The 22,978-nt window shown below is 67.0% G+C and carries 21 protein-coding genes; 6 read left to right on the top strand and 15 right to left on the bottom strand.

Features of this window, described 5'->3' with window-relative positions; all coding sequences use genetic code 11:
* Positions 1–188 precede the first annotated feature (188 nt).
* The 3 genes from ABD050_RS28240 to ABD050_RS28230 are packed head-to-tail and all read right to left on the bottom strand — an operon-like array spanning position 189 to position 4,265.
* Positions 189–1,016, bottom strand: a complete 828-nt coding sequence (locus ABD050_RS28240; protein WP_343892912.1) for a 4-(cytidine 5'-diphospho)-2-C-methyl-D-erythritol kinase — start codon at positions 1,014–1,016, stop codon at positions 189–191.
* Positions 1,013–2,593, bottom strand: coding sequence for a tetratricopeptide repeat protein (locus tag ABD050_RS28235; RefSeq protein ID WP_343892934.1), 1,581 nt, complete (start codon positions 2,591–2,593; stop codon positions 1,013–1,015). Before ABD050_RS28235 ends, ABD050_RS28240 begins: the two co-directional genes overlap by 4 nt.
* Before the next feature lie 16 nt (positions 2,594–2,609).
* Entirely contained in the window at positions 2,610–4,265 is a 1,656-nt protein-coding gene (locus ABD050_RS28230) for an electron transfer flavoprotein-ubiquinone oxidoreductase (RefSeq protein WP_343892911.1), read from the bottom strand.
* 116 nt (positions 4,266–4,381) lie between these two features.
* On the opposite strand from ABD050_RS28230, the gene ABD050_RS28225 reads away from it, so the two are divergent.
* From ABD050_RS28225 to ABD050_RS28210, 4 genes are all read left to right on the top strand, one after another.
* Complete coding sequence (locus ABD050_RS28225; RefSeq protein WP_343892910.1) at positions 4,382–5,158, top strand: uracil-DNA glycosylase; 777 nt, start codon at positions 4,382–4,384, stop codon at positions 5,156–5,158.
* Positions 5,155–6,957, top strand: a complete 1,803-nt coding sequence (locus tag ABD050_RS28220; RefSeq protein ID WP_343892909.1) for a lytic transglycosylase domain-containing protein — start codon at positions 5,155–5,157, stop codon at positions 6,955–6,957. Before ABD050_RS28225 ends, ABD050_RS28220 begins: the two co-directional genes overlap by 4 nt.
* Positions 6,947–7,474 (top strand): molybdenum cofactor biosynthesis protein B, encoded by a 528-nt coding sequence (gene moaB, locus ABD050_RS28215; protein ID WP_343892908.1) that lies wholly within the window; start codon positions 6,947–6,949, stop codon positions 7,472–7,474. Before ABD050_RS28220 ends, moaB begins: the two co-directional genes overlap by 11 nt.
* A gap of 74 nt (positions 7,475–7,548) precedes the next feature.
* On the top strand, positions 7,549–8,484 hold the full coding sequence (locus ABD050_RS28210; RefSeq protein ID WP_343892907.1) for a hypothetical protein: 936 nt from the start codon (positions 7,549–7,551) through the stop codon (positions 8,482–8,484).
* A gap of 150 nt (positions 8,485–8,634) precedes the next feature.
* Here the strand turns inward: ABD050_RS28210 and ABD050_RS28205 are convergent, their stop codons facing one another.
* The 3 genes from ABD050_RS28205 to ABD050_RS28195 form a co-directional block, all read right to left on the bottom strand.
* On the bottom strand, positions 8,635–9,741 hold the full coding sequence (locus ABD050_RS28205; protein WP_343892906.1) for an FUSC family protein: 1,107 nt from the start codon (positions 9,739–9,741) through the stop codon (positions 8,635–8,637).
* Positions 9,742–9,771: 30 nt separating this feature from the next.
* Complete coding sequence (locus ABD050_RS28200; RefSeq protein WP_343892905.1) at positions 9,772–10,266, bottom strand: YbjN domain-containing protein; 495 nt, start codon at positions 10,264–10,266, stop codon at positions 9,772–9,774.
* Positions 10,267–10,354: 88 nt separating this feature from the next.
* Entirely contained in the window at positions 10,355–10,702 is a 348-nt protein-coding gene (locus tag ABD050_RS28195) for a VOC family protein (protein WP_343892904.1), read from the bottom strand.
* 51 nt (positions 10,703–10,753) lie between these two features.
* Here ABD050_RS28195 and ABD050_RS28190 point away from each other — a divergent pair, with 51 nt between their 5' ends.
* On the top strand, positions 10,754–11,827 hold the full coding sequence (locus ABD050_RS28190; RefSeq protein ID WP_343892903.1) for a PA0069 family radical SAM protein: 1,074 nt from the start codon (positions 10,754–10,756) through the stop codon (positions 11,825–11,827).
* Between the two features lie 21 nt (positions 11,828–11,848).
* Here ABD050_RS28190 and ABD050_RS28185 read toward each other — a convergent pair whose 3' ends face one another.
* From ABD050_RS28185 to rutB, 7 genes are all read right to left on the bottom strand, one after another.
* The gene (locus ABD050_RS28185; protein ID WP_343892902.1) at positions 11,849–12,799 is read right to left on the bottom strand and encodes an EF-hand domain-containing protein; all 951 of its coding nucleotides are present in this window, start codon (positions 12,797–12,799) and stop codon (positions 11,849–11,851) included.
* Between the two features lie 90 nt (positions 12,800–12,889).
* Entirely contained in the window at positions 12,890–13,522 is a 633-nt protein-coding gene (locus tag ABD050_RS28180; RefSeq protein ID WP_343892901.1) for an EF-hand domain-containing protein, read from the bottom strand.
* A 148-nt stretch (positions 13,523–13,670) separates the two neighbouring features.
* Positions 13,671–14,756, bottom strand: coding sequence for an SGNH/GDSL hydrolase family protein (locus ABD050_RS28175; RefSeq protein WP_343892900.1), 1,086 nt, complete (start codon positions 14,754–14,756; stop codon positions 13,671–13,673).
* Positions 14,753–15,820: a pyrimidine utilization protein A gene (rutA, locus tag ABD050_RS28170; protein ID WP_343892899.1), complete on the bottom strand. Its 1,068-nt coding sequence runs from the start codon at positions 15,818–15,820 to the stop codon at positions 14,753–14,755. The genes ABD050_RS28175 and rutA overlap by 4 nt, the downstream gene beginning before the upstream one ends.
* 4 nt (positions 15,821–15,824) lie before the next feature.
* Positions 15,825–16,595, bottom strand: coding sequence for a pyrimidine utilization protein D (rutD, locus tag ABD050_RS28165; protein WP_343892898.1), 771 nt, complete (start codon positions 16,593–16,595; stop codon positions 15,825–15,827).
* The gene (locus tag ABD050_RS28160) at positions 16,595–16,978 is read right to left on the bottom strand and encodes a Rid family hydrolase (RefSeq protein ID WP_343892897.1); all 384 of its coding nucleotides are present in this window, start codon (positions 16,976–16,978) and stop codon (positions 16,595–16,597) included. The genes rutD and ABD050_RS28160 overlap by 1 nt, the downstream gene beginning before the upstream one ends.
* 144 nt (positions 16,979–17,122) lie before the next feature.
* A complete protein-coding gene (gene rutB / locus ABD050_RS28155) occupies positions 17,123–17,851 on the bottom strand; it encodes a pyrimidine utilization protein B (protein WP_343892933.1) in 729 nt (242 codons plus the stop codon).
* Between the two features lie 90 nt (positions 17,852–17,941).
* Here rutB and ABD050_RS28150 point away from each other — a divergent pair, with 90 nt between their 5' ends.
* The gene (locus ABD050_RS28150) at positions 17,942–18,649 is read left to right on the top strand and encodes a cyclic nucleotide-binding domain-containing protein (protein ID WP_343892896.1); all 708 of its coding nucleotides are present in this window, start codon (positions 17,942–17,944) and stop codon (positions 18,647–18,649) included.
* 4 nt (positions 18,650–18,653) lie between these two features.
* Here the strand turns inward: ABD050_RS28150 and ABD050_RS28145 are convergent, their stop codons facing one another.
* Complete coding sequence (locus ABD050_RS28145) at positions 18,654–20,249, bottom strand: long-chain fatty acid--CoA ligase (RefSeq protein ID WP_343892932.1); 1,596 nt, start codon at positions 20,247–20,249, stop codon at positions 18,654–18,656.
* Positions 20,250–20,382: 133 nt separating this feature from the next.
* Positions 20,383–22,978 (bottom strand): DNA polymerase III subunit alpha (dnaE, locus tag ABD050_RS28140; protein ID WP_343892895.1); only part of this gene is annotated, 2,596 nt, incomplete at its 5' end.

Here is a 22,978-nt window from a genome sequence, read left to right as displayed (position 1 = left end):
GGCGGACTCGCGCCCGCCGCCCTCATGGGGAGATGACGCCCGGGGAAACCGGGGATCATCGGCGGGCGCGGCGGATGTTGCACCGGACCCGTTCGGCCCTCGCTCAGCAAGAGTGGTGCCAGTTGTCGGGTAGAAGGGCGGTCGCCGAAGTCCGGAAAGCTGCTGTGCCATTTTGGGGCGGTTTACCGTCACGCGAGTGTCGATTCGAGACGCCACCACTCGGGCCGGGCAGCCCCGATCGCGGCGGCGGCGGCGGCGCGGTCGGCTTCGCTCTCGTACAGCGCAAAGCAGGTCGCGCCCGAGCCTGACATGCGGACGAGCCGAGTGTTGGCCGTACCCTCTAGCATCGCAAGCGCCTCGCCGATCACCGGCGCGATCGATCGGGCCGGTGCTTCGAGGTCGTTGCGGCCGAGCAGGGCGCGCTCGAGCAGGTCCCCGTCGCCGATCGGCCCGCGATCGACCCTGTCCCAGGCGCTGAAAACCGCGCCGGTCGACACAGCCACGCCGGGATTGACGAGCAGCACCGGCACGCCGGCAAGCCCGTCGAGCGGTTCGAGCCGCTCCCCCCTGCCCCGTCCGAGCGCGCTGCGCCCGTACAGGCAGGCCGGCACGTCCGATCCGAGCGCGTCGGCACAGGCGAACAGGCGTGGATCGTCGATCGCGATGCCGTTGCGCCGGGCCAGCGCCCGCAAGGCAGCGGCCGCGTCGGCGGATCCGCCGCCGATGCCCGAGGCGACCGGCAGGCGCTTGTCGAGGGTGAAGGCGCCTTCGCTCGGCAGATCGAAGGCGCGCGCAAAGGCGGCGGCCGCCCGCGTGACGAGGTTGTCGCCCTCGGCCGACAAGATGACGCCAAACGGCCCTTCGAGCGCGAAGGATGCCGGGCCGGGCGCCAGCCGCAGCACGTCTCCGTCGCTGAGGAACGCGAACAGCGTCTCGATCTCATGATAGCCGTCATCGCGCCGCGCACGGACGTGCAGCGCCAGGTTGATCTTCGCGGGTGCCGTCTCGACGATCACGGCGCGGTGCGCATCCCGTCGGCGATCTTGCCGGCCAGCCGGGCGCCATCCTCGGCCTTGGCCACGATCGCCGCCGCCTGCCACGCATAGCGTGCCTCGTAGCGCCGGCCGAGCGACCAGAGGGTATCGCCGAGATGCTCGTTGATCGTCGCATTGCCCGGCTCGCCCTGCGCGGCGCGCTCGAGCAGCGGCAGCGCCTTCGCCGCATCGCCCCGCTTGAAATAGGCCCAGGCAAGCGAATCGGTGATCGACGCCTGGTCGGGCTGGAGCGCGTTCGCCCGCTCGAGCATCGCCACCGAGGCCGCAACATCCTCGCCATGCTCGAGCCGCGCATAGCCGAGATAGTTGAGCGCCACCGCGGCGTCGGGGCCGAGCTCGACTGCCTTTTCGAGCGCGGCGCGCGCCTCGGGCCAGCGCCCCGCCTGGTCGAGCGCGCCGCCGAGTTGCAGATAGAGCGTCCAGGGCGCGCCATCGCCGGCGCGCGCGATCGCCATCCTGTACGCCTTGGCCGCATCGGCGAAACGGCCCGAGGCGACAAGCAGGTCGGCGAACCGCGCCGCATCGGCACTTGTCGCGTCCTTGCGGGTGGCCAGCTGGCTCGCCGCGGCCAGCGCCGCCTGCGCGTCGCCGGCTGCATTCAGCACCGCAACGCGGAGCTGAAGCGCGCTCTCCCGATAGGGGCTGGCCTCCCCGATCTCGTCGAGCGTCGCAAGCGCCCGCTCCTGCGCCCCGCCCCGCGCCAGCGCCAGGGCAAGCAGCATCCGCGCGCGATCATTGCCCGGATCGAGCCTGAGCGCTGCGCGGGACAGCGAAAGCGTGAGCGGCGTCGGGTCGCCTTCGGCGAGATCGGAGGCAAGCCGGGTAAGCAGCCGCGATGCCCCGAACGCCCCGGTCGGCACCGACATGCCGCCCGGCGAGCGGCGCAGCGCGGCGATCGCCGGATCGTCGCCGACCAGCAGGGACCGGGCGAAGTCGGCCTTGCCCCTCGCGATCAGCAGTTGAGCGGCATTGATCCGCAGATCGAGGCTCGCCTGATCGCTGCCGAGCATCGCCTCGAGGTCGATGACCCCTTCGCCGGCCTTGCCGGTCGCGATCTGCAGCAGCGCGCGGTTCTCGGCGATATAGCGGCGCGCGACCGGGTTGCCCTTGGCGTCATCGAGCTGGGCGAACGGGTCGCCGCCGGCATCATAGGCCTGCCACGTGCGGAGCAGGCTTGCGATGAAGTCGAACGGCCCGGCGCCGATCCTGGCCAGCATCGCCTTCTGCACCGGCACATTGCCGGCACGCACCGCGCCGGCATAGCGCAGCAGCGCCGCGTCGGGCGGCGCCTCGCCGGTCCGCTCCATCGTCGCGATCGCGCGATCGACCAGCGCGTCATCGCCCGCCTCGAGCGCCTCGCGATAGGCGCGCCTGGCAATGCCGACATTGTCGGGCGCCCCGCTCAACGCGGCGGCATAGGCGGCGGCGGCCTGGATCACCTTGCCGTCGCCATCGGCGGCACGCGCGCGGGCATAGGCGGCAAGGTCATCGGTCCCACGATCGGCCCGGGCCGGCGCCGCGATCGCCAGCGCAAGCATGGCCACAACCAGGCGATCACATATTGGGATAATTCGGCCCTCCGCCGCCCTCGGGGACGACCCAGTTGATGTTCTGGGTCGGATCCTTGATGTCGCAGGTCTTGCAGTGGACGCAATTCTGGGCGTTGATCACGAACTTCGGATTGCCCTCTTCCTCGCCGACAATCTCGTAAACCCCAGCCGGGCAATAACGTTGCGCGGGCTCGTCATACATCGGCAGGTCGTAATCGACCGGGATATTCGGGTCCTTCAGCGTCAGATGGACCGGCTGGTCCTCCTCGTGATTGGTGTTCGACAGGAACACCGAGGAAAGCCGGTCGAAGGTCAGCACGCCGTCGGGCTTGGGATAGTCGATCTTCTTCACCTGGTCCTTGCGCCACAGGCTCTCATGGTCCGGATGATGCTTCATGGTGAAGGGCAGCTTCAGGCCGAAATATTCGAGCCACATGGTGATGCCCGCAAGCCCGGTGCCGATCGCGTCGCCGAACCGCTCGACCAAAGGCAGCACGTTGCGGACGATCGACAATTCCTTGCGCACCCAGCTCTTCTCGAAAGCTTCCGGATAGGCGGCGAGCTCGTCCCCGGCGCGGCCGGCCTGGATCGCGTCATAGGCAGCCTCGGCCGCCATCATGCCGCTCTTCAGCGCGGTGTGGCTGCCCTTGATGCGCGGCACGTTGAGAAAGCCCGCCGAATCGCCGATCAGCGCGCCGCCCGGGAAGACCAGCTTCGGGATCGACTGCAGCCCGCCGTCGCTGATCGCGCGCGCGCCGTACGAGACGCGCTTGCCGCCCTCGAGCATCGCGGCGATCGCCGGATGGGTCTTCCAGCGCTGCATCTCCTGGAAGGGCGAGAGATAGGGGTTCGAGTAATTGAGCCAGGTGACGAAGCCGATCGCAACCTGCCCGTTCGCCTGGTGATAGAAGAACCCGCCGCCATTCGCGCCCTCGCCGAGCGGCCAGCCCTGGGTGTGGATCACCTGGCCCGGCACGTGATTCTCGGGCTTGATGTCCCACAATTCCTTGATGCCCAGGCCGTAGACCTGGGGCTGCGAATCCCGGGCCAGATCGAAGGTGCGGATCAGCTCCTTCGAGAGATGCCCGCGCACGCCCTCGCCCATCAGCGTATATTTCGCGTGGAGCTCGAGGCCGGGGGTGTAATCGGGCTTGTGCGTGCCGTCGCGCGCAACCCCCATGTCGCCGGTCGCGACGCCCATCACCGCGCCATTGTGATCGAACAGGATCTCGGCCGCGGCAAAGCCCGGGAAGATCTCGACGCCGAGCTCCTCGGCCTGTGCCGCCAGCCAGCGGCAGAGATTGCCGAGGCTGCCGGTATAGGTGCCCTTGTTGTGCATGAAGGGCGGCGTGATGAAATGCGGAAGGCTGAACTTGCTCTTCCTGGTCAATATCCAGTGCTGATTGTCGGTCACCGGCACCTCGGCGAGCGGGCAGTCCCTGTCGCGCCAGTCGGGGATCAGCTCGTCGAGCCCCCTGGGGTCGACCACCGCCCCGGACAGGATGTGCGCGCCGACCTCGGAGCCCTTTTCGAGCACGCAGACCGAAATCTCGCCGCCCTTTTCGGCCGCCAGTTGCTTCAGCCGGATCGCCGCCGCAAGCCCCGCCGGGCCCGCGCCGACGATCACGACGTCATAAGGCATGGACTCACGTTCGCTCATCATCGTCTCCCTTGGGGACGGCAAGCGGCGCTCTCGTCGCGCGCAAGCAACGTCCTGTCCATGCTGCGGTGCCAGCGAATTGACCGCGGCGTCAACATGTGAGTCTAACAGGCATCATGGGGGCAGATCTCAATATCGACTGGCAGACAGCAGCGGCAAGCGCGATCGATTGGTGGCGCGAGGCGGGCGTCGACACGCTCGTCGACGAGGCACCGCGCAACTGGCTGGCGGCAGTCGAACCGGCAAAAGCAGCGCCCCGACCCGGCGCCGCACCCGCTGCCGTAGCGGAAATCGCCCCGCTTCCGAATACGCTCGCCGCCTTCGAGGCCTGGCGCCTCGGCCCCGATGCGCCCGAAGCAGCCTGGCCCGGGACGCCGATCGCGGCGCAGGGCGATCCCACGGGCGATGTCATGATCCTGATCGACCTGCCCGAGCGCGAGGATACGGACAGCGGCGTGTTGATGAGCGGCGCGGTCGGCCGGCTGTTCGATCGGATGCTCGCCGCGATCGGGCGGGACCGGGCCTCGGTCTATCTGGCGCCGGTCTGCGCGACCCGCCCGGTCGCCGGGCGGATCTCGCCCGAAATCGAGGACCGGCTGAACGAAATCGCCCGGCACCATGTGATGCTCGTACAGCCGAAACGGCTGCTGCTGCTCGGCAACGCGCCGAGCCGTGCACTGCTCGGGACTGACGCGGCCCGGGCGCGGGGCAGTTTACACGGGATTAACCTTAGTGGCCGCAAGGAGGCCGCGGGGGCAAATGACGTCGTGACGCAGGCGGTGGCGAGCTTTCACCCCCGCTTCCTGCTCGAACGGCCGGCTGCCAAGGCCGAAGCATGGAAAGATTTGCAGATGCTGATCGGAACCCCGAACAAATCAGGCAGCGACACATGACCGCAAAACTGATTCTCGCCTGCACGCTCGCGCTGGCGCCCGTCGCCGCAGCCCATGCCGCCGACGCCCCGCGGTCGTTCGATCACGCCGGCGCCGGTACGGTCATCCCGGCCCAGCTCGATGCCGAGCAGCGCGCCGGCTACCGCGCCGTGTTCCAGAGCATCCGCGACCAGAAATGGCAGGACGCCCAGATCCTGCTCGATTCGCTGAAGCCCGGCCCCCTGCACGCCATCGCCCGCGCCGAGATGCTGACTGCGAAGGGATCGCCCAAGGCCGATCTCGACCCGCTGATGAAGCTGCTGAGCGAGGCGCCTGAGCTGCCCCAGGCGCAACAGATCGCGACCATGGCCGCTTCGCGCGGCGCTGTCGGCCTGCCGCCGCTTCCCGAGGCGCGGCGGCTGACCTGGATGGACGGCGCGCCGAGCCGCGGCCGGGCGAAGAGCATTCCCACAGACATGTCGACCGCCGAGCTGGCGATCAAGATGCAGCCCTTCATCAAGGCCGATGACGGGCCGAGCGCCCAGGCCCTGCTCGAATCCACGATCGGCATCTCGCCCGAGGCACTCACTCAGTGGCAGCAAAAGGTCTCGTGGATCTATTTCCTCCAGGGCGACGACAATAATGCGCGCGCCATGGCGGCCAAGGCAGCCACCGGTTCCGGCGACTGGGCAGTCCAGGGCGACTGGGTCGGCGCGCTGGCGGCGTGGCGCCAGCATGATTGCGAGGCGGCGGGTCGCGGCTTCACGACCGTGGCGGCACGCGCGAGCGACATCGAACTGCGCGCGGCGGGCCTCTATTGGGCATCGCGCGCCGACATGCTGTGCGGCCGGTTCGATCGGGTCGAGGCCCGGCTGAAGAACGCAGCGCAATATCGCGAGACCTTTTACGGCCTGCTCGCGCGCCAGACCCTCGGCATCCGCGACCCGGCCTCGCGCCCCAGCGACGCAGTGATGGCCGGCGACTGGGCGATGCTCGCGCGCCGGCCCAATATCCGCGTCGCCGCGGCGCTTGCCGAGATCGGCGAGAACAGCCTTGCCGACCAGGTCATCCGCCAGCAGGCGCGGATCGGCGATCCGTCGGAATTCGCGGCGCTGGTGCGCTTCGCCGGTGCCCTCAACCTGCCCGGCACGCTTGTCTGGCTGTCGCATAACGGCCCGATCGGCGCGACCGCGCCGGTCGAGGCGCGCTTTCCGGCGCCGAACTGGACGCCCGATGGCGGCTGGCGCGTCGACAAGGCCCTGGTGTTCGCTCACACCCTGCAGGAATCGCGCTTCCGCACTGACGTGGTGAGCCCGGCGGGCGCGTACGGCCTGATGCAGGTCCGCCCCGGCGCCGCGACCGATATCGCCCGCAAGCAGGGCCGCGTGTTCGATCGCTCGGCGCTCACCCGGCCGGGCACCAACATGGAAGTCGGCCAGAGCTATCTCGAGCAATTGCGCGACCAGCCCTGCACCGGCGGCCTGCTGCCCAAGGTCATCGCCGCCTATAATGCGGGGCCGGTGCCGGTCGAGGCCTGGAATGCCCAGGCCCGCGACGGCGGCGACCCCCTGCTCTACATCGAATCGATCCCCTTCTGGGAGACCCGCGGCTACGTCACCACGGTGCTGCGCAACTACTGGATGTATGAAGGACAGACGGGCAAGACCGCCTCGCCGAGTCGGGCTGCCCTGGCGCAGGGCATGTGGCCGCGCTTCCCGGGCCTGCCGGGAGCGAGCGCGGTACGGCTGACCTCGAGCGCGCAGAGCGGCGGCGTCCAGGCTTCGGCTTCCATGCCGGTATCGGTCGCCAGTGCCAATTGACGAAGCTGCAGCGTTCCTGCCGGTCAGGATCGCGGTGCTCACGATTTCCGACAGTCGGACGCTTGCCGATGACCGCTCCGGCGACACCCTGGTCGGCCGGCTGAGCGCGGCCGGCCATATCCTCGCCGACCGGGCGATCGTCCGGGACGACGTCACCACCATCGTCAGCCGGTTGCACGCCTGGGTCGACGACCCCCAGATCGACTGCATCATCACCACCGGCGGCACCGGCGTGACCGGGCGCGATGTGACCCCGGAGGCAATCGAGCGAATCCAGGACAAGCCGATCCCCGGGTTCGGCGAGCTGTTCCGCTGGCTCAGCTATCAGACGATCGGCACCTCGACCATCCAGTCGCGCGCCTGCGCCTGCGTGACCCGGGGCACCTATATCTTCGCGCTGCCGGGCTCGACCGGCGCGGTGAAGGATGGATGGGACGGCATTCTCAAGGACCAGCTCGACAGCCGCCACCGCCCCTGCAACTTCGTCGAACTGATGCCGCGACTGATGGAGCGCTGACGCGGCGCTCTCGTAAGCGCCTGTTAAACCCCTCTGCACTATGGCCTTCTCCCGGACCGAGGGGGATCCTGCCAATGACTGCGCCGACATTCGACCTTGACGCACGCCTGAAGAGCGACGCCGCGATTACCGCCGAGGACACGCTGGCGATGCGCCGCCTCGTCTGGCCCGACGGCAAGATCGATCCCGGCGAAGCCGATGCGATCTTCGACCTCAACAGCGCGGTCGGGGGATCGTCGCGCGAATGGGTCGACTTCTTCGTCGAGGCGATCAGCGTCTATGTCGTCCACCAGCAGGCGCCCGAGGGCTATGTCGACGACGCCAAGGCCGATTGGCTGATGGCGAAGATCGACAGTGACGGCCGGGTCGACTCGCTCGGCGAGCTCGAATTGCTGGTCAAGATCCTCGAGGACGCGACCAATGTCCCCGAGTCACTCAAAGCCTATGCCCTGAAGCAGATCGAGACGGTCGTCCTGACCGGCACCGGCCCGACCCGCGACGGCGGATCGCTCGATGCCGGCTCGATCACGGCATCGGAGGTGAAGCTGCTGCGCCGCATGCTCTTCGCCCAGTCGAGCGATGGCCCCGGCACGGTCAGCCGCGCCGAAGCCGAGATGCTGTTCCGGATCAAGGACGCGACGCTCGGCGCGACCAACGCGCCCGAATGGAAGACGCTGTTCGTCCAGGCAGTCGGCAATCACCTGATGGCGCATAGCGATTATCACCCGATCACCCGCGAACGGGCGGCCGAACTCGATGCGTTCATGAACGGCACCCATGTCGGCATCGGCGGCTTTTTCAGGCGCATGATGGCCTCGAACCCGATCGACGGCGCGCGCAACCTGCGCGCCGGGCTCGCCGCACCGGCCGATTACGACGCAGCCGTTGCAGCCGACAATGCGGTCACGCCGGTCGAAAACGCCTGGCTCAACGCCGAGATTGAGGCGGACAAACAGCATGATCCGCTCGAAGAGGCGTTGCTGGCGTTTATCGCTGCCGAGAGAGGGTGATGCGCTGACGTCGCTGGGCTGATTACTTTATTCTTCCCCGGCGAAGGCCGCTGCCCAGTCGGGGGACCTTTGCGCGACGCGCGCCGCTCTCAACTTCTGTGCCGTAGCTGGGCCCCGGCCTTCGCCGGGGAAGGAACAAGAACCGCGAGCTCACTGCCCGCCATCCGGTTTCCGCACCACGAACCGCACCGCCAGCCAGTTGACCCCCACCACAATCGCCGAGCCGATCAAGGTCGCCACCAGCCGGTCGATCAGCACGTCGCCGCCGATCGGCCTGCCCAGATCCATCACCAGCAGGATCAGCGGCGTCATCACCGCCGAATAAGCGAGATAATTGCGCGCCCTGAGCCAGGGCCGCAGCGTCGCCAGCAGGCAGACCAGCGCGGCGATCGCGAACGGAGACCTGATCTCGGCGAGGACGAGACCGGTCAGCGCGACACCGAGCACCACCCCCAAAGCGCGTTGGGTCGTCTTGACCGGCATCGCCTCGGGCTGGCGCTCGACCAGCAGCGCCGCGGTCACCAGCACCCAGCTGAAATGCTGATCGGGCCAGAGGTGGCGCACGATGCTCGACACGCCCAGCGCCAGCGCGAGCCGGATCGGATATTGCCAGCCGTCAACGGTGCGCAACACGCGTTTCAGCCGGGCAATGCGCTGCCGGCGAGTCGGGTCCCGCGCCGCTACTGCAGTCGCCACCGGCGCAAGCGACGGCACTTTTGCCTGGCGCAACCCGACGCGGACGATCGCAGCCCAGATCGAGCCGATGCCAAGCAGCAGCGCCACGCCGCCGGCATGCCCGCCCGGCTGGCTCATGATGCTCATGCTCATCACGAGAAAGGCGATGAAGCGCGTCGCCGCCACCGCGAAGGGCCGGCTATAGCCGCTGACCGCCGCGAGGATCGTCACGATCAGGATCGCGACCGCGTCGCCCCAGCGCCAGCTGGCGCACAGGGTCGCGATGGGCGGCGCAAACCCTACAAAAACGGCAGAGGCGAAGATCTCCCGCAGCGAGCGCCGTCCGGCGCCATGCTCGGCGTGATCAGGGCCGCCGAACAGCATCGCGCCCATCGCGACCGCGAAGCCGATCGTGGCCCTGCCCGACAGGAGTCCGATCGCCGCCGGTACCGCGACGCCAAGCGCAGCCCCGAGAATGGCACGCCAGCCGACCGGCTCATGCGCGGTCCAGCCGAGCGCCTCGGCAAAATGGCGATCACGGAACAGCTTGCCGCGCTTCATCACCCCACCCGCGCGGGCCATATCGACCAGCCACAGGGCGACAGACCGGCGCTACTTGCCCGCGGCGCTGCGATGCTCGTCGATGAATTTCGCAAGCGAGCTGTCCATCGTCTGGTACCAGTCGACGATATCGGCGAAATTGGCATAGGTGGTTTTGCCGGTCGCAGTAAAATCCATATATTCATTGAGGTTACCGTCCTTGTCGACGGCGACCTTCAGGAAGCGCTTCTTGAGGTTCCACTCATTGGCGAACGCGACGGTAAACATCGGATCGGCCTTGTACCAGCTCGCGAACTGATAGGAGGTGCAATCCACCAGTCCGGTGCAATTGTAGAACTCGATGGTGAAGCTCGATCCATTGGCCGAGCTCTCGATATAGGGCTCGCCCTTGCTGTTGGTTTTCATCTCGGCCTTGTAGCCGGCCTCGCGCAACGCATCGGCGACGACGCTGGGTTGGCGCAAGTCGAGCAATCTGTCCTGGGCGGCGGCATTCACCGCGCCGGTCATTCCCAAAAGCAAGGCGAGTGCGGCGATCAGTCGGCGCATGATCATTCCCCCGATACGGCCGTCCAGCGGAACGGTTCGGCAGCGTAACAGATCGCCTTTTTGGCCGGGCTGTCAACAGTGCCGCAGGTCAGCCGGTCGCCGGGTCGGCCTGCATTGCCGACAATTCATGCCCGGCCGGATCGCGGAAATGGAAGCGGCGGCCGCCTGGAAAGGCGAAGATCGGCAGGGTGATCTCCCCGCCTGCCCCGCGCACGCTGGCCTCGGCTGCCTCGAGATCGTCGACCTGGATCACGGGCAGCAGCTGCGCGGTCGAATGTTCGGCATCGCCGTTGAGACCGAGATCGGTGTCCCCGGTCATCGTCGAGGCATAGTCGGGGCCGAAATCGGTGAAGGTCCAGCCGAACGCAGCCGCATAGAATGCCTTGGCCGCCGGCACGTCCCGCACCGGCAATTCGAGATAGTTGAAGCGCGCCATAAATCCTCCAATGTTCTTGCTATGTTCTGGTGGATCGATTAGCTTTCGTCAATGGCAAAATCCCGTCCGGTGCGCGGCGCGACGTTGAACCGCGAGAGCAGGCGCTTCAACCTGCCCGAGCGCGAAGCCGATGGCGACTGGCTCGACGATCGCGAGACGCTTGACGAAGGGCCGCAGCCGCTGCGCACCACGGTGACGGTCGAGAAACCGCGCACGATCATCACCCGCAACACCTCGCCGGACGTCGGCTTCGACCGGTCGATCAACCCCTATCGCGGGTGCGAGCATGGCTGCATCTATTGCTTCGCCCGGCCGACCCATGCCTATCATGATCTGTCGCCGGGCCTCGATTTCGAAAGCAGGCTGTTCGCAAAGCCCGACGCAGCGCCGCTGCTTCGCGCGGAACTGGCCAAGCGCGGCTATGTCGCGCGGCCGATCGCGTTCGGCACCAATACCGATCCCTATCAGCCGATCGAAAGCGACTGGCGGATCACCCGCGCCTGTATCGAGGTGCTGGCCGAGACCAACCACCCGCTCACCATCACCACCAAGTCGGACCGGGTGACGCGCGACATCGACCTGCTCGCGCCGATGGCGGCCAAGGGCCTGGCGGCGGTCGCGCTCTCGGTGACCTCGCTCGATCCGCGCATCGCAATGACGCTCGAGCCGCGCGCGCCGGCGCCCGAGCGCCGGCTGGCGGCAGTGAGGAAGCTCGTGGCGGCCGGCATCCCGACCTTTGTCTCGATCGCCCCGGTCATCCCGGCGATCACCGACCATGAGCTGGAGCATCTCGTCGAACGCGCGGCCCAAGCGGGCGCGACCGGCGTCCGCTTCATTCCGGTACGCCTGCCTTTCGAGGTCGCCCCGCTGTTCAGGGCCTGGCTCGAGACGCACTTCCCCGATCGGGCCGGCAAGGTGATGGCGACGATCCAGTCGCTCCGCGGCGGGCGCGACAATGACCCCGATTTCTTCAGCCGGATGCGAGGGCAAGGCCCCTGGGCCGATCTGCTGCGCACCCGCTTCAAGATCGCCTGCCGAAAGCATGATATGAACCACGAGCACATCATGATGCGCACCGATCTGTTCAGGCCGCCTGCCGGACCGCAGGGCGAGCTGTTCAGATGAGGCGACGCGCCGATCGCACCGTCAGGGCGCGCTGCCCGATGGGTCGGCGGGTGCCTGACTGGCGGGAGCCTGATCCGACCGATCCTTGTCGTCAGGATCCCTATAGTTGGGATCGCGATCATCCGGAATCGGGCGCATCCCGCCATCACCGCCGCGATGCCCGCCATGGCCATAGCCGCGCCCCGGCCCCCGACCCGGCATCAGCGAAATCCGCGGCAATTCCTTGCGCTGGATCAGCCCGTCATGGTTGGTATCGAGCAGATCGAAACGATCATCGGCCGCCTTTCGGAATTCCCTCGGATCGACCCCGCGGTTGAAATTGGCATCGGTTACGGTGACCGGCTCGGGATAGTCGAAATAGCCGTAGCGCGCGGCGCCCTGCATGCCCTCGATGATGCGTGCCTCGCCGCCGCCCTGCCCATCGGGCTGGCCGCTGCCCTCGCCGCCGCCCCGATGGCCACCGCCCATGCCACCGTCACCCATACCGCCCCCACCCATGCCGCCGCCACCCATGCCGCCCCCACCCATACCGCCACGTCCGCCGCCGCGATGGCCGCCGCCCCGGCCGCCGCGCGCGCCGGTCATCCCGCCGCCGCCAGCACCGCCGACCCGGATTTCCGGCGCGAGCACCGTCTCGTAATAGTCGATATCATCGGGGTCGATTTCGCCGTCATGCCCGCGATCGAGCACCGCAAACCACCGCGCCGCGTCCTTCTCGAATTCGTCGCGGCTGAGCGCCCCGTCATGATTGGCGTCGGCCTGGCCGAACCACAGGTCCTGCGGGTCAGCGCCGCCATGCTCGCTGCGGAAGGGCTCGCCCATCGGGCTGATGAACAGCAGGCCGGGCGGGCCGTCGCCACCACCCGGGCCTTTGCCCCGCCCTCCGGGCGGCGGACCGCCCCACTGCGCGCGCAGATCGGCGCCATAGCCTGCCGTCATCAACACCAGGCACGTCACTAGATAGAGTCGCATTGCTCGCCCGCTTGCTTGAGTAGCCCCCCGCCAATTCTAGGCAGCAACCATTTCTGTGGGATTTCAGGTCGTGGCCGGCAAATGAGGCGCTCAGTGGCGATGCTTGCCCTTTTTCCCCGGATGACTGACCGTCACCGCGGAAATCTTCGGCAATTCGGCGCGCTCGATCTTGCCGTCATGGTTCGCATCGAGGATCGCGAAACGAGCCTCGGCGGCGTGATCGAACTCGCGCGGATCGACGCCGCGGTTGAAATTGGTGTCGGCCACCATCACCGGCTCGGGATAATCGAGATAGCTGTACAACGCCGCGCCCTTGCGATTGTGGCGGACGATCGTCGTGGTGCCGGAATCCTCGCCCTCGGAGGTGGTTTCGGTATCGCCCTCATCGGCATCGACCCGGATTTCCGGGACGAGCACCGATTCATAATATTCGATGTCGTTGGGGTCGATTTCGCCGTCATGCCCGCGATCGAGCACCGCGAACCAGCGCATCGCGTCCTTCCTGAACTCGGCAAGGGTCAGCGCACCGTCATGATTGGCATCTGCCTGGTCGAACCAGACATCCTGCGGCTCATGGTCGCTGCGGAACGGCTCGCCCATCGGGCTGATGAACAGATATCTGCCGATGTTCCTGGCCGGCTCGTCAGCGCCGGCCGGCGCGGCCTGCATCCCCGAGCCGCCCGCCATCATCAGCGCCAGAGACGCCAGGAGAATTCCAGCCATCGATCACCCTGCCCGTTCGAGTCGCTCCCGGACGCGCAGAAGCAACCACTTCAGCAGCGATTTCAAGGCCCGGCCGGCACCGGCTGCGACCAACTGATCCGGTTGTGATTCCGGCGTTGAGCTGGCTTGGTCCAGGCGCCTCGGACGCTCAGTGCCCGAACGGGCGAATCCGGATGATTTCGGCCTGGAGCATGTCGGCGAGACGCTGGTGATCCCTGAGCGACGGATGCCAGTCGCAACCGCCGAGATCGAGGCCGGTGAAGTGAATCGCCGAAACGCGGCCGGGCGCAGCCTTGCCGAGCGCGCCGGCGATGCGGGTAACGTCGGCATGAAAGACGTCGGAGCCCATCAGGATCAGCCTGGCCTGGGGCTGTTTCGCGAGCAGCGCCCGGGCAAAGGCGATGTAGCGGGCCTGATAGGCGGCATGGAGCGCCGCATCGTCGCGCCAGGCTTCGCCGGCATGGACGGGAGTCGAGAAATCATTGGTGCCGAGGTTGATGACGATGACCTGCGGGCGCCAGCTGCCCGGGGCATCTTCCCGAGGTGCCGGATCGCCGGGGATGAGCCGCGGATAGAGATCGGGCATCGCCGTGCCGGGCGAGCTGCCGCCATAATTGCGCACCACGCCCCGTCCCGAAAAGGCGATCACCCGGTACTCGGCGCCCAGGCGCCGCGCCACGAGCGGGCCGAACGCCTGTTGCGTGTCGGTGCTATCGTGGATCTGGGCCTGGCTGCAGCTGTGCCCCGGCGCGGTGTCGCCATAGCCGACCGTATAGGAATCGCCGATGAACTCGATTCCCCGTCCGGTCGGGGCCGGTGGCGACAGCGGCTTGCCGCCGTCCAGCGGATAGAAGCCGATCAGCCGGGTGCTGTCATTCTGGCTTTCGGCCAGCTTTTCGAGCCTGAAGCGATGCTCGCCGGCGCCAAGGCCGCTGATCAGCGCATCGACATCGCCGGCGCGCTCGAACCGTGCCTTCTCCACCCCGTCGATCAGCAAGCGCAGGCGATCGCTGCCCTTGTCGATCACGACGCGCAGGCCGGTGCCCCTGAACCTGCCCTCGAAATAGACGCCAGGCCAGCCGAAGCGCAGCGCGCCGCCCCGCTCGACCACCACCCGCCCCCCGATCGCGACCGGAATGCGCGGGCCCCGCGGGCCCTGCGAGCAGGCTGGTGCGGTCGCGGTCAGGGCAAGGGCCGCGGCCGCCCCGAATATCCGGACGGCGGCGATCCTCATGCCGCGCCCGGCCGGCATTTCATCAGCGGCTGGATCCGGGTGCCGAACTTTTCCACGCCTTCGATGAAATCGTCGAAAGTCAGCAGCACGCCGCCGGTATTGGGCACTTCGGCCATCTCGTCGAGCATCCGCGCGACGCTCTCATAGCTGCCGACCAAGGTACCCATGTTGATGTTCACCGCGCCCTCGGGTGCGGCGAGCTGGCGGACATTGGTGGTGGCATTGTGCTTGTCGGCCGCACCCTGATCGGCGAGCCAGGCGATCGCCTCGACATCGACGCCGTCATTATAGGACTTCCACTTGGCCATCGCCTCCTCGTCGGTCTCGGCGGCGATGATCATGATCAGCACGAAGATCGAGACGTCGCGCCCGGTCTTCGCGGTCGCCGCGGCGAGGCGCTCATTGTTGCCGGAGAATGCCCTGGGCGTGTTGACCCCCTTGCCCAGGCAAAAGGCATAATCCGCCCATTTCGCCGAGAAGGCGAGGCCCTCGTCGGAGGAGCCGGCGCAGATGATCTTCATGTCGCCGTCGGGCTTCGGCCTGACCCGGCAATCCTCCATCCGATAATAATCGCCCTTGAAGTCCGAGACACCCTCGGCCCAGAGCTCGCGCAGGATATGGGCGTATTCGTCGAGCATCTGGTAGCGATTGCGGAAATGCTCGTCGCCCGGCCACAGGCCCATCTGGCTGTATTCGGGGCGCTGCCAGCCGGTGATGAGGTTCAGCCCGAAGCGGCCATGGCTGATCGAGTCGATCGTGTTGCACATCCGCGCGGCAAAGGCCGGCGGGATGACGAGCGTCGGGCAGGTCGCGTAGATCTTGATCTTCTCCGTGACGGCGGCGAGGCCGGCCATCAGCGTGAAGCTCTCGAGCCCATATTCCCAGAACTCGGTCTTGCCGCCGAAACCCCTGAGCTTGATCATCGAGAGCAGGAAATCGAGGCCGTATTTCTCCGCCCTAAGCGCGATCTCCTTGTTGAGGTCGAAGCTCGGCATGTACTGCGGCGCATTCTCCGAAATCAGCCAGCCATTATTGTTGATGGGCACGAAGACGCCGACTTGCATGTGCTTAGCTCCCCAGAAATTCGAGTACGAGACGGCTGAAGGTATCGGGATCGGTGACGTTGCAGGCGTGGCCGCCCCATTTCATTTCGGCGAGCCTGGCGCCGGGCAACCGCTCAGCCAGCTTTCGCGAGGCATTCGGCGGCACGAGCATGTCGTCCAATGCAATGATCGCGAGGATATCGGTGCCGATATCGCCCGCGAGCCGGAACGCCCTGGCTGCGGCGACACGCCGTTCGAGAGTCTCGACCGGCTGGAAATGCGCCAGCTGATGCTCCGCCTCGGCATCGAGCCGCGCGATATTTTCCGAGATCCAGTTGGCCGGATAGAGAAAGGCGGGCTGGGCGCGAAGATAGGCAGCGGGTCCGCTCTTGTGCAGCAGATCGAGCCTGATCTCGAAACAGCGTTCGAACCAGGGGTCGGGCTCGGCCCAGCCATTGACGACGACCAGCCGCTCCACATCGCCCTGCGCGTCGAGATCGAGGCCGATCAGCCCGCCAAGCGCATGGCCGACGAAATGCGGACGGCGGATGCCGAGCTCGCTCAGCAGACCACGTACATCCTCCGCCATCGAGCCGATCGATACAACGCCCGGCGGCAGCGGATCGCTGCGGCCGGTGCCGCGATGATCGTAGAGCAGCACCCGGTAGCGCGCGCTCAGCGCGGCAAGGTTGGGCGCCCAATAGCCGGCCGAACCGCCCATGCCGGGCGAGAGGACCAGAACCTCGCCGTCAGCGGGGCCATGCCATTCATACCAGAGCCCGGCCGCGCTCGGCATCAGCCGATATGCGCCACGCTGGCGATCTCGACGAGGCAATCGGGCTTCACCAGTTCGGCCTTGATGCAATAGCGCGCCGGCTTCGCCCCCGGGAAATACTCGGCATAGACCGCGTTGAACGCGGCATAATCGGCGAGATCCTTGAGGAAGATGTGGTTCATCGCCACGTCCGCCAGCGTCGCCCCGGCCGCTTCGAGCGTGATCCTGATGACGTCGAGGATATGGCGGGTCTGCCCGGCAGCGTCGCCGATATGGAGCACCGCGCCGCCCTCCCCCAGCGCGAGCACGCCCGAGACATAGACTGTGTTTCCCGCTTTCGCCCCGGCTGAATAGGGCGCGATCGGGGTGGGGAATTGCGGCGGGTTGATCGGTTCGAAGGCCATTGCGCTAAATCTCCATAGCCCGTTCATCCTGAGTAGCCATTGAGCTTGTCGAAATGGCGTATCGAAGGACATGCGACCCTTCGATACGGGTCTTCGACAAGCTCAGCCCCTGTCAGGGCGAACGACAGGTGGTGGTCGATCTCCTCATCCCTCGGCTACCTGGCCGAAGCTGCCGCAGAAATCCGCCACGGTGGAAACCCAGCCGAAGAATTTCTCGACATTGTAGACGGTGGCCTGCTGCATTGCCTCAGGGCCGAGATGGTGTGTCGCATCCTCGAGCATCACCCCGAAATATTCGAGGTGGAAGCCGTCGCGCAAAGTCGATTCAACACAGACATTGGTGGCGATGCCGACGAACACGATGGTGCGGATGCCCCGCGCCCGCAATGTGCTGTCGAGCTGCGAATTGAAGAAGGCGCTGTAGCGCGTCTTGTGGAGGCTGATGTCGCCGGGCTGCGGCCTCAGCGCATCGACCAGCGCATAGTCCCAGCCGCCCCGCGCCAGCAGGGTGCCGGCAAGCTCGGGCCGCTTGCGCATCGTCTTCAAGGCATTGGACTTGTGCCAGTTGGGCGATCCGGGCCCTCCCGCCTCGACATAGTCCGGGTCCCAGCCATTCTGCAGATAGATCACCTGCACGCCGGCCCGCCGCGCGGTGTCGAGCACGGTCGCGATCTTGCCGATCGTCCCCGCCGCCCCTGAGATGTCGAACCCGGCCTGGTCGACATAGCCGCCGGGCGAGGCATAGGCATTCTGCATGTCGATCACGACGACCGCCGTCTCGCTGGGGGCGAGGCGGAGCGGTTCGGGCCGGGCGGCGAGCGTCACCCCGTGTTCGGAATGCCCCACCAGAACCGTCGCGCCCTCATCCGCCAACACGCCAAACTCCCGTGAATCCAGCGGGGCAGCTTGGACCAGTCGGCGGCACCCCGCAAGACGGGCTTGCCCAGCGGCCCTGCATTGCGCATGATGGCTGCGGGTCGCTTCTCAACGAGGGAGCGCACGCACATCATGTTCACCACCGGCAATCTGGTCCTGCAGCTCGGCTATGCGCTGCTTGTCGCCGCGCTGCTGGCGCGAACGCAGCGCCGCATGCGGCTGCTCGTCGCCCTCTCGGCCGCCGTCATGCTGGCACGCGCGGTGCTGCTCGTCCCCGATATTGCGACGATCGCCTGGATGGTGGTGCTGCTCGGCGCCTGGCTGGTGCTGCTGTGGAGTGACCGGGTCAGCGAGCTGCGGGGCCGCTTCACCGCTGAAGAGGAGGCAATGCGCTCGACCTTTCTCGGCGCGCTGCCGCGCAGCGCCGCGCGCCAGTTCATCGACCAGGGCCTGTGGCTGCGCGGCGATGCCGGCGAAGTCCTGACCCGCGAGGGCGCGCCGGTGCCCAATCTCTATTATCTGGCCAGCGGCGAGGCCCGGGTCACGAGCCAGGGCCGGCCGGTCGGCGTCTGCCGCGCCGGGGACCTGATCGGCGAGGCGACGATCCTGTCGGGCGAGCCGGCCACCGCCACCGTCACGCTGAATGCGGCGGCCAGCTTCTGGTGCGCGCCGACCACGACATTGCGCCGCTTCCTCGACGATCATGACGGCCTGCGCGCCGCGGTCGAGCGCAGCTTTGCCGCCGCCGTGAAGGACAAGCTTCGGGCCGCCAACCGGACGATTGCGGGCGGCTGACGAATCAGGCGGCCGCCAGCCGGTAATCCTTGTACTGCGCCCGGAGGGCGGTCTTGAGCAGCTTGCCGGTCGCTGTGTGGGGCAGCGCGTCGACGAACAGGATTTCGTCGGGCAGCCACCATTTGGCGACATGCTCGGCGAGATGCGCGGTGATGTCTTCCGGCGTCACGACGCTGCCCGGCTTGCGGACGACCAGCAGCAGCGGGCGCTCGTCCCATTTGGGGTGATAGACCCCGATCGCCGCCGCTTCGGCGACGCCGGCGCACCCGATCGCTGCGTTTTCGAGGTCGACCGAGCTGATCCACTCGCCGCCCGACTTGATCACGTCCTTCGCACGGTCGGTGATCTGCATCGTGCCGTCGGGGTGGAGCACGGCGACATCGCCGGTGTCGAACCAGTTGTCGGGGCCGACCGCGTCCTCGCTCGCCTGGAAATAGCGCTTCACCACCCAGGGTCCCCGTACCTGGAGCCGGCCCGAGCTCACCCCGTCGCGCGGCAGCTCGTTGTCGTCATCGTCGAGGATGCGAAGCTCGATGCCGAACGGGATCTGGCCCTGTTTCGCGACCAGATCGAGCTGTTCGTCGAGGCTCATCTCCTCCCAATGCGGCGGCGGCGTGCCCGCGGTGCCGACCGGCGACGTCTCGGTCATGCCCCAGAGATGCTTGACCGTCACGCCCATTCCCATGATCCGCTTGATCATCGCGCGCGGCGCGGCCGAGCCGCCGATCGTGACCTGCTGGAGATGGCGCGGGATTTCGCCGGTCGCGTCCATATGCTGGAACATCGAGAGCCACACCGTCGGCACCCCCGCCGAATGAGTCACTTTCTCGTCGTTCATCAGCCGGCAGAGCAAGGCCGGGTCATTGACCGCGGCATAGACGAATTTCGCGCCCGACAATGCGCCGGCAAAGGGCAGGCCCCAGGCAGCGGCATGGAACATCGGCACGATCGGCAACACCACCGCACGCGGCGAGAGATTGAACACCCAGGGAGCGACCTCGGCCATGGCATGGATCATGGTCGAGCGATGCTCGTAGAGCACGCCCTTGGGGTGACCGGTTGTGCCGCTGGTATAGCAGAGCATGCACGGATCGCGCTCGGCCCCCTCGACCCAGGCATAATCGCCGTCCTCGGCGGCGATCAGCGCTTCGAAACCGTCCGGGCCCTCCCCCGCCGACTCATCGGGGTCGAACACGACATAATGCTCGATGCTGGCCCAGTGCGGCTTCAGCCGGTCGACCAGCGGCTGGAAAACCTTGTCGTAGAACAGCACCCGGTCTTCGGCATGATTGGCGATATAGATGAGCTGCTCGTCGAACAGCCGCGGGTTGATGGTGTGGATCACCCCGCCCAGCCCGATCGCACCATACCATGCGACGAGGTGCCGGCTATGGTTCATACCGAGCGTTGCAATCCGATCGCCCGGCTTGCAGCCCAGTTTTTCAAGTGCTTGTGACAGTTTTCTTGCATCGCGTGCGATGCCTGCCCAGGTCGTTCGGGTCTCGCTGCCATCAGCCCAGACGCTGACGATTTCCCGCCCGCCATGCTCACGCGCGGCGTGCTCCAGGAGCCGGGGCACCCGCAACTCGAAATCCTGCATTCCACCCAGCACGCGTATCTCCCCTCCCGCTCGCGGGAGGGGCCGGGGGTGGGCTCCCGACCTCCACGAGCGCTACCATTGAGGTGAGCGAGAGCCCACCCCTAGCCCCTCCCGTAAACGGGAGGGGAATGAGTTAGCCGACGAGCGCCAGCCTCGTTTCCGAAGTCCTGAGCGTCACGTTGCCGACATCCTGAAGGTTCTCGATCCGTGTCGCAAGTTCGCCATCGAGCAGAAAGTCCCGCCCGAGCAGCACCCGCGCCACGCCGCCCTCCGGCAAGGCCGCATTGACCCACACCTCGCCCCGCGCCCCACGCGCCTCGGCCAGCAGCGCGCCGAGCGCTGCCATCGCCTCGGGCGTCGCCACTGAAAGCTCCATCACGAAGCGCGCGCTGTTGGCGAGCGTCTCGAACGGCTGGATACGCTTGACCGTCACGCGCGGCGTGTCCTCGCCCGGTCGGCGATCGAGCTCGACCGTCACGAGCCCGCAGCCGCCGTTGCGCGCCGCTTCCTCGAGATCGGCGGCGACCGCGTCGTCGAAACAGGTCGCGATGAACTGGCCCGACGGATCGGAAAGCGTCGCCATCAGATAGCGCTTGCCGCGCGCCGAGGTGCGCCAGCGCGCATCCTCGACCAGCGCCGCCATCGTCGCGCCGGATCGGGTTCCGTCATCGGGAATGGCAAGCTCGCCGAGTGCCGCATAGCTCCGCGCGCCGTGCATCTTCGCCAGATGGGCATGACGATCGACCGGATGCGCCGAGAAATAGAAGCCGAACGCCTCGCGCTCCTGCTCCATCCGTTGCGCCAGCGTCCAGCGCGCGGAAAGCGGCAGCTTGATTGCCGGCTCGACCGCATCCGCGCCGCCGAACAACCCACCCTGCCCGCTCGCGCGCATCCCGTGAACCCGCGCCGCGGTGGCGAGGATGGTCTCCGCCGTCGCAAAGATCCCGGCGCGATTCGGATCGATCGAATCGAACGCGCCCGCCGCCGCCAATGTCTCCAGCTGGCGCTTGTTGAAGATGCGCGGATCGACCCGGTGCGCCAGATCGTCGAGCGACCGGAACGGGCCATTCTCGTCGCGCTCGGCGACGAGCCGCTCCATCGCGCCTTCGCCGACGCTCTTGAGCGCAGCGAGCGCGTAGCGGACGGCAAGGCCGTTGGCCGTGCTCTCGACCGAGAACTCGGCTTCGCTGGCGTTGATGTCGGGCGCGAGGCATTCGACCCCCATACGCCGCATATCGTCAGCGAAGATGCCGAGCTTGTCGGTCAGCGTCATGTCGAAGCACATCGAGGCCGCGTAGAATTCCTCGCGGTAATGCGCCTTCAGCCACGCCGTCTGATAGGCGAGCAGCGCATAAGCCGCAGCGTGCGACTTGTTGAAGCCATAGCCGGCGAACTTGTCGATCAGGTCGAACAGCTCATTGGCCTTGCCCGCCTCGATGCCGTTGACCGCAAGGCAGCCCTCGACGAAGCCGGCGCGCTGCGCGTCCATCTCGGCCTTGATCTTCTTGCCCATCGCGCGGCGGAGCAGATCGGCCTGGCCCAGGCTGTAGCCGGCGAGGATCTGCGCCGCCTGCATCACCTGTTCCTGATAGACGAAGATGCCATAGGTCTCGGCCAGGATCGTCTCGAGCAGCGGATGCGGATAGGTGATCGGCTCGCGGCCGTTCTTGCGGGCGCCGAAGCTCGGAATATTGTCCATCGGCCCCGGCCGGTAGAGCGAGACGAGCGCGATGATGTCGCCGAAATTGGACGGGCGCACCGCGGCCAGCGTGCGCCGCATGCCTTCGGATTCGAGCTGGAACACGCCGACCGTGTCGCCCTTCTGGAGCAGCTTGTAGACGCCCTCGTCTTCCCATTCGAGCGCATCCAGATCGACGATCACGTTGCGCTGCTCGAGCAGCTGCACCGCTTTCTTGAGCACCGACAGCGTCTTCAATCCGAGGAAATCGAACTTCACCAGCCCGGCGCCCTCGACATATTTCATGTCGAACTGGGTGACCGGCATGTCCGAACGCGGATCGCGATATAGCGGCACCAGCTCGGCGAGCGGCCGGTCGCCGATCACTACGCCGGCGGCGTGGGTCGAGCTGTGGCGCGGCAGGCCCTCCAGCTTCATCGCGAGGTCGAGCAGATGCCTCACCCCGTCATCGCTCTTGTACTCGGCGCGCAGCTCCGAGACGCCGTTGAGCGCGCGTTCGAGCGTCCAGGGGTCAGTCGGATGGTTGGGCACCAGCTTGGCGAGGCGATCGACCTGGCCATAGCTCATCTGCAGCACGCGGCCGGTGTCCTTGAGCACCGCGCGCGCCTTCAGCTTACCAAAGGTGATGATCTGCGCGACCTGGTCGCGACCATATTTCTCCTGGACGTAGCGGATCACCTCGCCGCGCCGGGTTTCGCAGAAATCGATGTCGAAATCGGGCATCGACACGCGCTCGGGGTTGAGGAAGCGCTCGAACAGCAGGCCGAGCTTCATCGGATCAAGATCAGTGATGGTCAGCGACCAGGCGACCACCGAGCCGGCGCCCGATCCGCGGCCCGGGCCGACCGGGATATCATGGTCCTTCGCCCATTTGATGAAGTCGGCGACGATCAGGAAATAGCCCGGGAACCCCATCTGAATGATCACGTCGAGCTCGAATTCGAGCCGGTCGCGATAGGGCTGGCGCCAGTCAACTTCTTCTTTATCCCCCTCCCGCTTGCGGGAGGGGCTAGGGGAGGGCTCACGCTCA

The organism is Sphingomonas oligophenolica (assembly GCF_039522915.1).
Taxonomy (GTDB): domain Bacteria; phylum Pseudomonadota; class Alphaproteobacteria; order Sphingomonadales; family Sphingomonadaceae; genus Sphingomonas; species Sphingomonas oligophenolica.
The sequence above is the reverse complement of the archived record's forward strand: the minus strand, read 5'-3'. Positions and strand labels throughout refer to the sequence as shown.

Excerpts from the sequence above, each read along its gene's own strand:
- ABD050_RS28235 (WP_343892934.1), bottom strand. The coding sequence starts at position 2,593 with ATGCTTGCGCTGGCGATCGCGGCGCCGGCCCGGGCCGATCGTGGGACC.
- rutD (WP_343892898.1), bottom strand. The coding sequence starts at position 16,595 with ATGCCGAGCGCGGCCGGGCTCTGGTATGAATGGCATGGCCCCGCTGAC.
- ABD050_RS28195 (WP_343892904.1), bottom strand. The coding sequence starts at position 10,702 with ATGGCGCGCTTCAACTATCTCGAATTGCCGGTGCGGGACGTGCCGGCG.
- ABD050_RS28175 (WP_343892900.1), bottom strand. The coding sequence starts at position 14,756 with ATGAGGATCGCCGCCGTCCGGATATTCGGGGCGGCCGCGGCCCTTGCC.
- ABD050_RS28160 (WP_343892897.1), bottom strand. The coding sequence starts at position 16,978 with ATGGCCTTCGAACCGATCAACCCGCCGCAATTCCCCACCCCGATCGCG.
- ABD050_RS28210 (WP_343892907.1), top strand. The coding sequence starts at position 7,549 with ATGACTGCGCCGACATTCGACCTTGACGCACGCCTGAAGAGCGACGCC.
- ABD050_RS28150 (WP_343892896.1), top strand. The coding sequence starts at position 17,942 with ATGATGGCTGCGGGTCGCTTCTCAACGAGGGAGCGCACGCACATCATG.
- ABD050_RS28225 (WP_343892910.1), top strand. The coding sequence starts at position 4,382 with ATGGGGGCAGATCTCAATATCGACTGGCAGACAGCAGCGGCAAGCGCG.
- ABD050_RS28200 (WP_343892905.1), bottom strand. The coding sequence starts at position 10,266 with ATGCGCCGACTGATCGCCGCACTCGCCTTGCTTTTGGGAATGACCGGC.
- rutA (WP_343892899.1), bottom strand. The coding sequence starts at position 15,820 with ATGCAAGTCGGCGTCTTCGTGCCCATCAACAATAATGGCTGGCTGATT.
- ABD050_RS28220 (WP_343892909.1), top strand. The coding sequence starts at position 5,155 with ATGACCGCAAAACTGATTCTCGCCTGCACGCTCGCGCTGGCGCCCGTC.
- ABD050_RS28185 (WP_343892902.1), bottom strand. The coding sequence starts at position 12,799 with ATGCGACTCTATCTAGTGACGTGCCTGGTGTTGATGACGGCAGGCTAT.
- ABD050_RS28230 (WP_343892911.1), bottom strand. The coding sequence starts at position 4,265 with ATGAGCGAACGTGAGTCCATGCCTTATGACGTCGTGATCGTCGGCGCG.
- ABD050_RS28145 (WP_343892932.1), bottom strand. The coding sequence starts at position 20,249 with ATGCAGGATTTCGAGTTGCGGGTGCCCCGGCTCCTGGAGCACGCCGCG.
- ABD050_RS28190 (WP_343892903.1), top strand. The coding sequence starts at position 10,754 with ATGGCAAAATCCCGTCCGGTGCGCGGCGCGACGTTGAACCGCGAGAGC.
- ABD050_RS28180 (WP_343892901.1), bottom strand. The coding sequence starts at position 13,522 with ATGGCTGGAATTCTCCTGGCGTCTCTGGCGCTGATGATGGCGGGCGGC.
- ABD050_RS28205 (WP_343892906.1), bottom strand. The coding sequence starts at position 9,741 with ATGGCCCGCGCGGGTGGGGTGATGAAGCGCGGCAAGCTGTTCCGTGAT.